This is a genomic window from Burkholderia sp. MSMB1072 (assembly GCF_001524725.1).
Lineage (GTDB): Bacteria > Pseudomonadota > Gammaproteobacteria > Burkholderiales > Burkholderiaceae > Burkholderia.
On sequence record NZ_LOYC01000017.1, the window covers coordinates 331174 to 343241 of the forward strand.

13 protein-coding genes are annotated in these 12068 nt (G+C 66.2%); 11 read left to right on the forward strand and 2 right to left on the reverse strand.

Going from position 1 to position 12068, the window contains the following annotated elements:
- Positions 1-16 precede the first annotated feature (16 nt).
- From WS89_RS10120 to WS89_RS10155, 8 genes are all read left to right on the forward strand, one after another.
- On the forward strand, positions 17-343 hold the full coding sequence (locus WS89_RS10120; RefSeq protein WP_006482124.1) for a YbaB/EbfC family nucleoid-associated protein: 327 nt from the start codon (positions 17-19) through the stop codon (positions 341-343).
- Between the two features lie 31 nt (positions 344-374).
- Positions 375-971, forward strand: coding sequence for a recombination mediator RecR (recR, locus tag WS89_RS10125; RefSeq protein WP_034207452.1), 597 nt, complete (start codon positions 375-377; stop codon positions 969-971).
- A 48-nt stretch (positions 972-1019) separates the two neighbouring features.
- Entirely contained in the window at positions 1020-2225 is a 1206-nt protein-coding gene (locus WS89_RS10130; protein ID WP_059790761.1) for a CaiB/BaiF CoA transferase family protein, read from the forward strand.
- Between the two features lie 217 nt (positions 2226-2442).
- Positions 2443-3204 (forward strand): 5'/3'-nucleotidase SurE, encoded by a 762-nt coding sequence (gene surE, locus WS89_RS10135; RefSeq protein WP_034207450.1) that lies wholly within the window; start codon positions 2443-2445, stop codon positions 3202-3204.
- Complete coding sequence (locus WS89_RS10140; protein ID WP_059790796.1) at positions 3201-4133, forward strand: protein-L-isoaspartate(D-aspartate) O-methyltransferase; 933 nt, start codon at positions 3201-3203, stop codon at positions 4131-4133. Before surE ends, WS89_RS10140 begins: the two co-directional genes overlap by 4 nt.
- 5 nt (positions 4134-4138) lie before the next feature.
- Positions 4139-5044 carry a peptidoglycan DD-metalloendopeptidase family protein gene (locus WS89_RS10145; protein WP_059790764.1) on the forward strand — a complete coding sequence of 302 codons (906 nt, stop codon included), beginning with the start codon at positions 4139-4141 and terminating at the stop codon, positions 5042-5044.
- Positions 5045-5055: 11 nt separating this feature from the next.
- Positions 5056-6144 (forward strand): RNA polymerase sigma factor RpoS, encoded by a 1089-nt coding sequence (gene rpoS / locus WS89_RS10150; RefSeq protein WP_059504934.1) that lies wholly within the window; start codon positions 5056-5058, stop codon positions 6142-6144.
- 3 nt (positions 6145-6147) lie between these two features.
- Positions 6148-6924, forward strand: a complete 777-nt coding sequence (locus WS89_RS10155; RefSeq protein ID WP_059504932.1) for a 3'-5' exonuclease — start codon at positions 6148-6150, stop codon at positions 6922-6924.
- A gap of 31 nt (positions 6925-6955) precedes the next feature.
- Here the strand turns inward: WS89_RS10155 and WS89_RS10160 are convergent, their stop codons facing one another.
- Positions 6956-7810 carry an endonuclease/exonuclease/phosphatase family protein gene (locus tag WS89_RS10160; RefSeq protein ID WP_059790767.1) on the reverse strand — a complete coding sequence of 285 codons (855 nt, stop codon included), beginning with the start codon at positions 7808-7810 and terminating at the stop codon, positions 6956-6958.
- 223 nt (positions 7811-8033) lie between these two features.
- Here WS89_RS10160 and rlmD point away from each other — a divergent pair, with 223 nt between their 5' ends.
- Entirely contained in the window at positions 8034-9431 is a 1398-nt protein-coding gene (rlmD, locus tag WS89_RS10165) for a 23S rRNA (uracil(1939)-C(5))-methyltransferase RlmD (RefSeq protein ID WP_059790768.1), read from the forward strand.
- Positions 9432-9494: 63 nt separating this feature from the next.
- On the opposite strand, the gene WS89_RS10170 is transcribed toward rlmD, so the two are convergent.
- Entirely contained in the window at positions 9495-10193 is a 699-nt protein-coding gene (locus tag WS89_RS10170; RefSeq protein WP_059790770.1) for a Bax inhibitor-1/YccA family protein, read from the reverse strand.
- A 249-nt stretch (positions 10194-10442) separates the two neighbouring features.
- Here WS89_RS10170 and ndk point away from each other — a divergent pair, with 249 nt between their 5' ends.
- Together ndk and rlmN are read left to right on the forward strand one after the other, a co-directional pair.
- Positions 10443-10868, forward strand: a complete 426-nt coding sequence (gene ndk / locus WS89_RS10175) for a nucleoside-diphosphate kinase (RefSeq protein WP_040144283.1) — start codon at positions 10443-10445, stop codon at positions 10866-10868.
- Positions 10869-10923: 55 nt separating this feature from the next.
- Positions 10924-12063 carry a 23S rRNA (adenine(2503)-C(2))-methyltransferase RlmN gene (gene rlmN / locus WS89_RS10180; RefSeq protein ID WP_059781063.1) on the forward strand — a complete coding sequence of 380 codons (1140 nt, stop codon included), beginning with the start codon at positions 10924-10926 and terminating at the stop codon, positions 12061-12063.
- Positions 12064-12068: the final 5 nt, after the last annotated feature.

Sequence of the window (12068 nt, forward strand, 5' to 3'; positions counted from 1 at the left end):
CAGAAGGAGTATTCCCATGTTGAAAGGCAACCTCGCCGGACTGATGAAGCAAGCGCAGCAAATGCAGGAAAACATGAAGAAGATGCAGGAGCAGCTTGCGCTCATCGAAGTCGAAGGGCAGTCGGGCGCCGGCCTCGTCAAGGTGACGATGACGTGCCGCAACGAAGTGCGCCGCGTGTCGATCGACCCGAGCCTGCTCGCGGACGACAAGGACATGCTCGAGGATCTCGTCGCCGCCGCGTTCAACGACGCGGTGCGCAAGGCCGAAGCAACGTCGCAGGAAAAGATGAGCGGGATGACGTCGGGCCTGCCGCTGCCCCCGGGCTTCAAGCTGCCGTTCTGAGCGCAGCGTCCTTGTCACTGTTTGCCGCCGTATGAAACAGCCGTCCGCCTTGTCCGCGCTCGTCGAAGCGTTGCGCGTGCTGCCCGGCGTCGGGCCGAAATCCGCGCAGCGCATGGCGGTTCACCTGATGCAGCACGACCGTGAGGGTGCCGAGCGGCTCGGCCGCTCGCTGCTGTTCGCGACCGAGCACCTGCAGCACTGCGAGAAGTGCAACACGTTCACCGAAGCGCGGATCTGCGAGGTCTGCAGCGACGAGGAGCGCGATCCGACGCTGCTGTGCGTCGTCGAGACGCCTGCCGACCAGATCATGCTGGAGCAGACGATGACCTACCGCGGGCTGTATTTCGTGCTGATGGGGCGACTGAGCCCGCTCGACGGAATCGGCCCGAAGGAAATCCATTTCGACCGCCTCGTGCGGCGCGCGTCCGACGGCGTCGTCAAGGAGGTCGTGCTCGCGACCAACTTCACGAACGAAGGCGAAGCCACCGCCCACTACCTCGGCCAGACGCTCAAGGCGCGCGGGCTGGCGGTTACGCGCCTCGCGCGCGGCGTGCCGGTGGGCGGCGAGCTCGAGTACGTCGACGCGGGCACCATCGCCCGCGCGATGCTCGACCGCCGCACGATGTAAGCCGGGCGCCGCCTGCCGTCGGCGCCGTTCCTCATGCCAGGGAGACACATGAGCGTCAGCCAGGGCCCGCTCGCGGGCGTCAAAGTGCTCGAATTCGGAACGCTGATCGCGGGGCCGTTCGCGTCGCGGCTGTTCGCCGAATTCGGCGCGGAAGTGATCAAGATCGAGGATCCGAACGGCGGCGACCCGCTGCGCAAGTGGCGCAAACTCCATCCGGAGCAGGGCGGCACGTCGCTGTGGTGGTCCGTCCAGGCGCGCAACAAGAAATCGGTCACGCTCAATCTGAAAGCCGACGCCGGCAAGACGATTGCGCGGCAGCTCGCGAGCGAGGCCGACATCGTGATCGAGAACTTCCGTCCGGGCCTGCTCGAAAAGCTCGGGCTCGGCTACGACGTGCTGTCGGCCGACAATCCGGGCCTCGTGATGGTGCGCCTGTCCGGCTACGGGCAGACGGGCCCGTACCGCGACCGGCCCGGCTTCGGCGCGATCGCCGAATCGATGGGCGGGCTGCGCCACATCACCGGCTATCCGGATCTGCCGCCGCCGCGCATCGGCATCTCGATCGGCGATTCGATCGCCGCGCTGCACGGCGTGATCGGCGCGCTGATGGCGCTCCATCACCGCAAGGTCAACGGCGGCGCGGGGCAGGTGGTCGACGTTGCACTGTATGAAGCCGTCTTCAACATGATGGAAAGCGTGGTGCCCGAGTACGGCGTGTACGGGATGGTGCGCGAGCGCACCGGCGCATCGCTGCCGGGCATCGTGCCGTCGAATACGTATGCATGCCGCGACGGCAGCATCGTGATCGGCGGCAACAGCGATCCGATCTTCAAGCGGCTGATGAAGGCGATCGAGCGCGACGACCTCGCCGACGATCCCGCGCTCGCGCAAAACGACGGGCGGGTGCCGCGCACGCAGGAAATCGACGACGCGATCGCCGCGTGGCTCGCGCCGCGCACGATCGACGAGGCGCTCGCCGTGCTCAACGCGGCCGACGTGCCGGCCGGGCGCATCTACAGCGCCGCCGACATGTTCACCGATCCGCAGTTCGTCGCGCGCCAGATGATCCAGCATTTCAAGCTGGCCGACGGCACCGACATTCCGCTGCCGAACATCACGCCGAAGCTGTCCGACACGCCGGGCGAAACGCGCTGGCTCGGGCCCGCGCTCGGCGAGCACACCGACGAGGTGCTGCGCGGCCTCGGCTACGACGCGCAGGCAATTGCCGCACTGCGCGAGGCGGGCGCGATCTGAGCGCACCCGGCCTGGCGCTTCGCGCCGGGCTTCTCGGCGATGGTATCCCCGAGGAGATTTTCTCCGCGCGGAAAAGCGGGCGGCCCGGCGTTTTCCCCGATGTGCAGAACGCCGCCGCGCAGTGCGGCGGCGCATCGCGTGCCCATGCGTATACCCGCCCATCCACGGTGGCCGGACTGTCGCTCTCGCGCCATCTTTCCTCGGTTACAATCGCCGGATGCGAATCCTACTCAGCAACGACGACGGCTATCTCGCCCCCGGTCTCGCCGCGCTCAGCGAAGCGTTGCAGCCGCTGGCCGAGCTTACGGTGATCGCGCCCGAGCAGAACTGCAGCGGCGCGTCGAATTCCCTCACGTTGTCGCGGCCGCTGTCGGTGCAGCGCGCAGCGGGTACGGGTTTCTTCTACGTGAACGGCACGCCGACCGATTCGGTGCACGTCGCGCTGACCGGGATGGCCGATGCGAGGCCGGATATCGTCGTGTCGGGCATCAACAACGGCCAGAACATGGGCGAAGACACGCTCTATTCGGGGACAGTTGCAGCCGCCACCGAAGGCATCATGTTCGGTGTGCCGGCGATCGCGTTCTCGCTGGTCGACAAGGGCTGGGCCCACCTGGCCGACGCCGCGCGCGTCGCCGCGGAAATCGTCGCGCACTACCTCGCGCACCCGCTGCCCGGCCAGCCGCTGCTGAACGTCAATATTCCGAACCTGCCGTACGACCAACTGAAGGGCTGGCAAGTCACGCGCCTCGGCAAGCGTCATCCGTCGCAGCCGGTGATTCGCCAGACCGACCCGCGCGGTGAGCCGATTTACTGGATCGGTGCCGCGGGCGAGGCGCTCGACGCCAGCGAGGGCACCGATTTCCATGCCGTCGCAAACGGTTTCGTGTCGATCACGCCGCTGCAGCTCGATCTGACGCATACGCAGATGCTGCCCGCGACGCGCGAATGGGCGCGCGCCGGAGGGCGGGCTTCATGAGCGGCGAGCGCGCGAAGCGGTTCCCGCTCGCGCTCGAAGATCTCAAGCGAGCGCCACGCAAGTCGGAAGGTCGGGCCGGTGAACGCCAGGTGGCGGGCGCGATGTCGAAGGCCGCCGACAAACCCTCGGCCGTGCTGAAACCCGTTGCGGTGAAGCCGGCCGCCGTGCGGGCGCCGCTGCCGGGTGTCGCCGCCGCGAAGCCGGCGACCGCACCGAAGCCGACCGTGCTGAAGCCGGCGCTGCCGAAGCCGGCGGCGCCGAGCGTCGCGCCGGCCGGCGCGTTCGCGCTCACGTCGGAACGTGTGCGCGAGCGGATGGTCGAACGCCTGCGCGCGAACGGCGTGACCGATGCGCGCGTGCTGGACGCGATGGCAGTGGTGCCGCGCCACATGTTCGTGGATCCGGGCCTCGCGACGCAGGCCTACGAGGATTCGGCGTTGCCGATCGGCCACCAGCAGACCATTTCAAAGCCGTCGGTCGTCGCGCGCATGATCGAGCTCGCGATGGCCGGCCGCACGCTCGAGCGCGTGCTCGAGATCGGCACCGGTTGCGGCTATCAGGCCGCCGTGCTGAGCCACGTGGCACGCGACGTGTATTCGATTGAACGCATCAAGCCGCTTTACGAGCGCGCGAAGCTGAACCTGCGGCCGCTGCGCGTGCCGAACATCCGTCTGCACTACGGCGACGGGCGTGTCGGCCTGCCGTCCGCGGCCCCGTTCGACGCGATCGTGATCGCGGCTGCGGGGCTCGACGTGCCGCAGGCGCTGCTCGAGCAACTCGCGATCGGCGGGCGGCTCGTCGCGCCGGTCGGCGCGCAGAGCGGGCAGCACCAGGTGCTCACGCTCGTCGAGCGCGTCGCGCACGCGCAATGGCGAGAGTCCCGGCTTGATCGCGTTTTCTTTGTCCCTTTAAAATCCGGAGTGATTTGAAACCGATGAGTATGTTGCGCGCGATGCAAAACAACCGATCCAGGGAACCGCTCACGCTCGCCCAGCGCGCGATCTGTGTGGCTGCGCTCTCCACGCTACTGGCCGCCTGTGCGACGCGGCTCGACAACGCGCCCGTCGTCGACCGCTCCGGGTCGCTCGGCACGACCGCCGCCGCACAGCCCGCGGTGCCGCTCGGCCCGCCGCCGCCGGGCTTCTATCGCGTGAAGCCGGGTGACACGCTGTACCGGATTGCGCTCGAGAACGGGCAGAACTATCGCGACATCGCGTCGTGGAACAATCTGGCGAACCCGAACCAGATCGAAGTCGATCAGTTGCTGCGCGTGGCGCCGCCAGGCGGCGCCGCGGTCGCGGGCGTACCGGCTGCGGGCGCGCCGGCCACCGCGCCGATCGCCGGTGGCACGGTCGCGACCGCACCGCTGAGCAGCGGTCCGGCCACGCCGGCCGCGGGCACGTCGTCCGCACTCGCCGCCACGCCGCCGGCTGCGGCCACTGGCTCGAGCGATACGGCGGCCGCGCCGAGCGGCCCCGTGACGTTCGCATGGCCCGCGCGCGGCCCCGTGCTGAACGGGTTCGACGATGCGAAGAACAAGGGAGTCAATATCGGCGGGACGGCCGGCGAGGCCGTGAAGGCGGCGGCAGACGGCCGCGTCGTTTACTCCGGCAACGGTCTGCGCGGCTACGGCAACCTCATTATCATCAAACACGATGCAACTTACCTCACGGCGTATGCACACAATCGCGCTTTGATGGTAAAAGAGGGGGACGCGGTAACGAAGGGGCAGAAGATCGCCGAGATGGGTAACAGCGATGCCGACCGCGTGATGCTGCATTTCGAGGTTCGCCGGCAGGGTAAGCCTGTCGATCCGCTGAAGTATTTGCCGCCTCAATAACCGAGACGACCATGCCGAAATCGAAGCGCCACGAGCCGCAAGCCGAGTCTGAGAAGATCAGTCGTGCCACGCAAGCATCGGTGGGGCGAGTAGCTGCTTCGACGGACGACGAAGATGACGTCGCTGAAAACGAACGTGATCTCGATGTACGCGACGGCGAAGCGGACGGTGGCGACGACGAGCGCGAAGGCCGCCCGGAAGTAGCGCCCGACGTCGACGATTTCCGCACGCTGCTGCAGGCCGAGCTCACGGCCGATACGATCCAGCATTACCTGAACCGCATCAGCGTGAAGCCGTTGCTGACCGTCGAGGAAGAGCAGCGCTATTCGCGCCTCGCGAAGGCCGGCGAATTCGAGGCGCGGCAGGTGATGATCGAGCGCAACCTGCGTCTCGTCGTGAGTATCGCGAAGGGGTATCTGAACCGCGGCGTGCCGCTGCTCGACCTGATCGAGGAAGGCAACCTCGGCCTCATGCACGCGATCGAGAAATTCGACCCGACGCGCGGTTTCCGTTTCTCGACCTACGCGACGTGGTGGATCCGGCAGAGCATCGAGCGCGCGATCATGAACCAGGCGCGCACGGTGCGCCTGCCCGTGCACGTGATCCGCGAACTGAATCAGGTGCTGCGCGCGAAGCGCCACCTCGAAAAGAATTCGATGTCGACGGGCGAGGCGGCCGAGCGCCGCGAAGCCAGCATCGACGACATCGCTTATCTCACCGGCAAGACCGCCGAGGAAGTCACCGATATCCTCGCACTCAACGAACACACGGCGTCGCTCGACGCGCCGCTCGACCTCGATCCCGCGAGCAGCCTGCTCGACCTGCTGCCCGACGACCAGAGCCAGTCGCCCGACGCGGAGGTGCAGCACCGCGAGCTCGAAACGTTGACGCGTGCATGGCTGTCACGGCTGTCCGACAAGCACCGGCACGTGATCGAGCGCCGCTTCGGGCTGAACCACATCGAACCGGCGACGCTCGAGGAGCTGGCCGACGAGATGGGGCTCACGCGCGAGCGCGTGCGGCAGATCCAGCAGGAAGCGCTGGTGCGCCTCAAGCGGTTCTTCGCCTCCAACGGCGTGCGCAAGGACGCCGTTCTGTAACCGATGACTCCGATTCTTGTTTTTGACATCGAGACGATTCCCGATGTCGACGGCATTCGCCGTCTGGAAGACCTGCCCGCGACGCTCGACGATGCAGCAGTGGCCGAACACGCATTCGCCGCACGTCGCGAGAAGACCGGCAGCGATTTCCTGCCGCACCACCTGCAGCGGATCGCGGCGATCTCGTGCGTGTTCCGCGACAACAACGGTTTTCGCGTGCGCTCCCTCGGGACGCCGCAGGACAACGAAGCCACGCTGATCCAGTCGTTCTACCGCGTGATCGAGAAATACACGCCGCAGCTCGTATCGTGGAACGGCGGCGGTTTCGATCTGCCGGTCCTCCATTACCGCGCGCTCGTGCACGGCATTCCCGCCACCCGCTACTGGGATCTCGGCGAGGACGACCGCGAATTCAAGTGGAACAACTACATCTCGCGCTATCACTCGCGGCATACCGACCTGATGGATGTGCTCGCGATGTATCAGGCGCGCGCCAACGCGCCGCTCGATGCGCTCGCGAAGCTGTGCGGCTTTCCGGGCAAGCTCGGGATGGACGGCAGCCAGGTATGGCCGGCGTTCCAGGACGGGCGGATCGACGAAATCCGCAACTATTGCGAAACCGACGTCGTCAACACCTACCTGCTGTATTGCCGGTTCCAGTTGATGCGCGGCGGCCTGACGCCGAGCGAGTACGCGGACGAGATCCTGCTCGTGAAGAACGCGCTTGCGCAGGAACCGGCCGCGCACTGGGTCGAATACCTGGCGGGTTTCGACGCGTAGCGCGGGCGGCTCATGCCCGCAATCGGTGCGATCAGGCCAGTTCGAGCAGCACCGGCTGGTGATCGGACGCGCGTACGTCGCCGTCGATCTCGCAGCCGATGACGCGCGGCAACAGTGTGTCGGTCACGAACACGAAATCGCACGCAAGTGGCCCGTCCGACCATTGCGCCGTATCGTAGACGCCGGCCGTCGGCGGCGGCGTACGACCGGGATGCCGTGCGACCCACGCGTCGACGAAACCCGGCGCGTCGGCGATCGGCTCCAGGAAGCGCCGGTACGCCTCGCCGTCGAAGGCGCTGTTGAAATCGCCGCAGACGATCGCATCGCGCGGTTGCCCGGTCGCGCTGAATGGCCCCTCGGCGGTTTCGGCGGGGGCGGGCTGGTTCGCGTGCGCGCAAGCCTCGCGATGCCGGTCGCGCAACGCATCGACCTGTGCAAGCCGCTGGCGCGCCGAGTAATACTCCAGATGCGTGGTGACCACGCGCAACGGCCCGAAGGGCGCGTGTAATTCGATATCGAGCGCGACGCGCGGCATCGACGGCGCGCCGGCGTCGGCCGGCCACGGCAGCGATCGGCGCAGCACGCGCCCAACCGGCAGTCGCGTCGCGATCGCATTGCCGAACTGGCGGCGCGGTGCGTCCGGCCGGACGGCCGGCAGGTCCGCGCCGATGGCGTCGACGATCGTATAGCCGGGCAGCAGCGCCGCGAGTTCGGCGAACTGGTCGGTGCGTGGCCGGCCGGGCAGTGCGTCGAAGCCGCGCGTGACTTCCTGCAGGCACAGCACGTCGAAATCGCCGAGCTGGCGGATGGCCGAGACGGTACGGGAAAGATCGACGACGCCGTCCGCGTCCCGACCCCATTGGATGTTCCAGTCGATCAATCGCATGGTCGAATCTCCTGTTGGGCGGAATGTCGGGGCTTGGGCGTTGCCCCGGCCGGTTTGCGGCTCCGCTCGCCGCACGTGCATCCCGAAGCCGCATTGCATGGCGGCGCGGGCGCACCACAGGGCTGTCTGTGCGCAAGTTCGACGCCTGCCTCATCCAAAGCACGCGACGGGGGCTTTCGTCGTCTACAATCTCGCCTTCTTCAACGTTTGTCAGGAAAAGCTGGTGTCCGAAGCCGTCCCCACTTCTGCGCGCAAATCGAAAAACGCGCCCGTCGCGCCCGGGCCTGCCCCGGTTCTCGAGATCGAATCGCTCGACATGGAAGCGCGCGGTGTCGGCCGCACGATGACCGAGGACGGTCAGCCGGGCAAGGTGATCTTCGTCGAAGGCGCGCTGCCGGGCGAGCGCGTGACCTATTCGAGCTATCGCCGCAAGCCGAGCTACGAGCAGGCGACGGTAGTCGACATTCTGCGCCCGAGCGTGATGCGCACGCAGCCGAAGTGCAAATTCTTCGGCACCTGCGGCGGCTGCTCGATGCAGCATCTCGACATGCGCGCGCAGGTGGCGATCAAGCAGCGCGTGCTCGAAGACAATTTGTGGCATCTGGCGAAGCTGCGTGCGGAAACGATGTTCGCGCCGATCCACGGTCCGTCGTGGGGCTATCGTTACCGTGCGCGCCTGACCGTGCGCAACGTGGCGAAGAAGGGCGGTGTGCTGGTCGGCTTCCACGAGAAGAAGAGCAGCTACGTCGCCGACATGACGAGCTGCGAAGTGCTGCCGCCGCACGTGTCGGCAATGCTCGTGCCGCTGCGCCGGCTCGTCGAAGGGCTGTCGATTCGCGACCGGATGCCGCAGATCGAACTCGCGGTCGGCTCGGCAGTCACTGCACTCGTGCTGCGCGTGCTGGAGCCGATCAACGCGGACGACGAAGCGCTGCTGCGCGCGTTCGCGGACGAGCACCACGTGCAGTTCTGGCTGCAGCCGAAGGGCCCCGACACGGTGACGCCGTTCTATCCGCTCGACGTCTCGCTCGATTACACGTTGCCGGAATTCGGCATCCGCATGCCGTTCAAGCCGACCGACTTCACGCAGGTGAACCATCAGATCAACCGCGTGCTGGTGGGGCGGGCGCTGCGCCTGCTCGCGCCGTCGCGCGACGATCGCGTGCTCGACCTGTTCTGCGGGATCGGCAACTTCACGCTGCCGCTCGCGCGGCTGTCGCGCGAAGTGATGGGTATCGAGGGCAGCGACACGCTGACCACGCGCGCGCTGGCGAATGCACGCGAGAACGGTGTCGACGGCCACACGACGTTCGCATGCCGGAACCTGTTCGAAGTGACGGGCGACGACCTCCGCGCACTCGGCGCATTCGACAAGTTCCTGATCGACCCGCCGCGCGAAGGCGCGCTCGCGGTGTCGAAGGCGCTGGCCGAGATCGCGCAGAGTGGCGCAGGCCCGCTGCCGAAGCGCATCGTCTATGTGTCGTGCAATCCGTCGACGCTCGCGCGCGATGCGGGCCTGCTCGTGCACGAGGCCGGTTACCGGCTGAAGGGTGCCGGGGTCGTGAACATGTTCCCGAATACGTCGCACGTCGAATCGATCGCGCTGTTCGAGCGCGACTGAGCCGGGCGGCGGACGTAAAAAAACCGGCCCGCGGGCCGGTTTTTTCATGGTGCGCCGCGAACGTCAGTTGCGGTTGCCGCCGAAGATGCCGAGCAGCGCGAGCAGGTTCGTGAACACGTTGTACAGGTCGAGGTAGATCGCGAGCGTGGCCGAGATGTAGTTCGTCTCGCCGCCGTTCACGACGCGCTGGACGTCGAACAGCATGTAGGCCGAGAAGATCGCGATCGCGAGCACCGACACGGTGAGCATCAGCGCCGGCAGTTGCAGGAAGATGTTCGCGACCGAGGCGAGCAGGATCACGATCACGCCCATGAACAGCCACTTGCCGAGCCCGGAGAAGTCGCGCTTGCTGACGGTGGCGATCGTCGCCATCGCGGCGAAGATGATGCCGGTGCCGCCGAACGCGAGCATGATCAGCGACGGGCCGTTCGAGAAGCCGAGGATGAAGCTCAGCAGCCGCGACAGCATCAGGCCCATGAAGAACGTGAAGCCGAGCAGCACGAACACGCCGGCCGCGCTGTTCTTGGTCCGCTCGATCGCGAACATGAAGCCGAACGCGATCGCGAAGAACGCGAGCAGGCTCATCATCGGGCTCGTGGCCGCGAACAGCGAGAAGCCCGTCGCGACGCCGACCCAGGCGCCCAGCACGGTCGGCACCATCGACAGCGCGAGCAGCCAGTACGTGTTCCGCAATACGCGGTTGCGAACCGCGGCGGTGCTGACGGAGTCGCCGCGGCCGAAATTGTACGGATAGTCGTTCATGGTTTCTCCTAACATTGAACGCGTGGGCGTCCGGGGCCGGTTCGGCGCGCGCGATGTGCGGCGCAGCAAACCGGGGCAGCTATGGCTAAGATACGTTCCGTGCCGCGAGGTTTCAATGGATCGGCGGCACAAAACATATGGATTCTGAACCTTTCATTCGTGTAAGGGTTCAATCGCAATGATACACGGGATCGTGCTACAATAGCGGATTCATTTGAACCTGTAACTTCTTAATTTTTTGGAGTTTTTATGGCAATCGAGCGCACCCTGTCGATCATCAAGCCGGATGCGGTGGCAAAGAACGTGATCGGCCAGATCTACAGCCGTTTCGAAGGCGCCGGCCTGAAGATCGTCGCAGCGCGCATGGCGCACCTGTCGCGTGCCGACGCAGAGAAGTTCTACGCAGTTCACGCAGCACGTCCGTTCTTCAAGGATCTCGTCGATTTCATGATCTCGGGCCCGGTGATGATCCAGGTTCTGGAAGGTGAAGGCGCGATCCTGAAGAACCGCGACCTGATGGGCGCAACGGATCCGAAGAAGGCGGAAAAGGGCACGATCCGCGCCGACTTCGCCGACAGCATCGACGCGAACGCCGTGCACGGCTCGGACGCTGCGGAAACGGCAGCGGTCGAAATTGCGTTCTTCTTCCCGGAAATGAACGTTTACTCGCGTTAAGCCCTGGCTGACAGCAAGTAGGCAGGATTCAGCGCACGCGGCAAGGCAGCACATCATGACGAGCGAAACTTCCGTCAATCTTCTCGACTTCGACGCCGAGGGTCTTGTCGCGTACTGCGGCAGCCTGGGCGAGAAGCCGTTCCGCGCCAAGCAGTTGCAGCGCTGGATCCACCAGTACAACGCCGGCGATTTCGACGGCATGACCGATCTCGCGAAGTCCCTGAGGGAGAAGCTCAAGGGCCGCGCATCGATCGTGATGCCGGACATCGTCAGCGATCACGTTTCCACCGACGGCACGCGCAAGTGGCTGATCGACGTCGGAAACGGCAATGCGGTCGAAACCGTGTTCATCCCGGAAGAGACGCGCGGCACGCTGTGCGTGTCGTCGCAGGCCGGGTGCGCGGTGAACTGCCGCTTCTGTTCGACGGGCAAGCAGGGCTTCTCCCGCAACCTGTCGACAGCCGAAATCATCGGCCAGCTCCGGATGGCCGAATTTGCATTGCGAGCGTCGCTAGGCCGCGCGCCCGGTCCGAACGGCAAGGCCGAACGGGTCGTTACCAACGTGGTGATGATGGGCATGGGCGAGCCGCTCCTGAATTACAGCGCGGTCGTGCCCGCGATGCGGTTGATGCTCGATGACAACGCATACGGCCTGTCGCGCCGTCGCGTCACGCTGTCGACGTCCGGCGTGGTGCCGATGATGGACCGCCTCGGCGCCGAGTTGCCGGTCGCGCTGGCCGTTTCGCTGCATGCGCCGAACGATGCGCTGCGCGACGAGCTGGTGCCGCTCAACAAGAAGTATCCGCTTCGCGAGCTGATGGCTGCGTGCCAGCGCTATCTGCAAGTCGCGCCGCGCGACTTCATCACGTTCGAATACTGCATGCTCGACGGCGTCAACGACACCGAAGCGCATGCGCGCGAACTGCTGGCCGTCACGCGCGACGTGCCGTGCAAGTTCAACTTGATCCCGTTCAATCCGTTTCCGGAGTCGGGCCTCATCCGCTCGAAGCCGGAGCAGATCAAGCGCTTCGCGCAGGTCCTCATCGACGCGGGTGTCGTCACGACCGTGCGCAAGACGCGCGGCGACGACATCGACGCCGCGTGCGGGCAACTGGCCGGCGCGGTGAAGGATCGTACGCGCCTTGCGGAACGAACGGGCGCAGCAGGAAAAATCATCGAAGTTCGGGCAGTTTGACGGGG

Bases quoted from the DNA above. Each gene is read 5' to 3' on its own strand.
- WS89_RS10145 (WP_059790764.1), top strand. From the start codon at position 4,139: ATGAGTATGTTGCGCGCGATGCAAAACAACCGATCCAGGGAACCGCTC.
- ndk (WP_040144283.1), top strand. From the start codon at position 10,443: ATGGCAATCGAGCGCACCCTGTCGATCATCAAGCCGGATGCGGTGGCA.
- WS89_RS10120 (WP_006482124.1), top strand. From the start codon at position 17: ATGTTGAAAGGCAACCTCGCCGGACTGATGAAGCAAGCGCAGCAAATG.
- surE (WP_034207450.1), top strand. From the start codon at position 2,443: ATGCGAATCCTACTCAGCAACGACGACGGCTATCTCGCCCCCGGTCTC.
- rlmN (WP_059781063.1), top strand. From the start codon at position 10,924: ATGACGAGCGAAACTTCCGTCAATCTTCTCGACTTCGACGCCGAGGGT.
- WS89_RS10130 (WP_059790761.1), top strand. From the start codon at position 1,020: ATGAGCGTCAGCCAGGGCCCGCTCGCGGGCGTCAAAGTGCTCGAATTC.
- WS89_RS10155 (WP_059504932.1), top strand. From the start codon at position 6,148: ATGACTCCGATTCTTGTTTTTGACATCGAGACGATTCCCGATGTCGAC.
- recR (WP_034207452.1), top strand. From the start codon at position 375: ATGAAACAGCCGTCCGCCTTGTCCGCGCTCGTCGAAGCGTTGCGCGTG.
- WS89_RS10140 (WP_059790796.1), top strand. From the start codon at position 3,201: ATGAGCGGCGAGCGCGCGAAGCGGTTCCCGCTCGCGCTCGAAGATCTC.
- WS89_RS10160 (WP_059790767.1), bottom strand. From the start codon at position 7,810: ATGCGATTGATCGACTGGAACATCCAATGGGGTCGGGACGCGGACGGC.
- rpoS (WP_059504934.1), top strand. From the start codon at position 5,056: ATGCCGAAATCGAAGCGCCACGAGCCGCAAGCCGAGTCTGAGAAGATC.
- WS89_RS10170 (WP_059790770.1), bottom strand. From the start codon at position 10,193: ATGAACGACTATCCGTACAATTTCGGCCGCGGCGACTCCGTCAGCACC.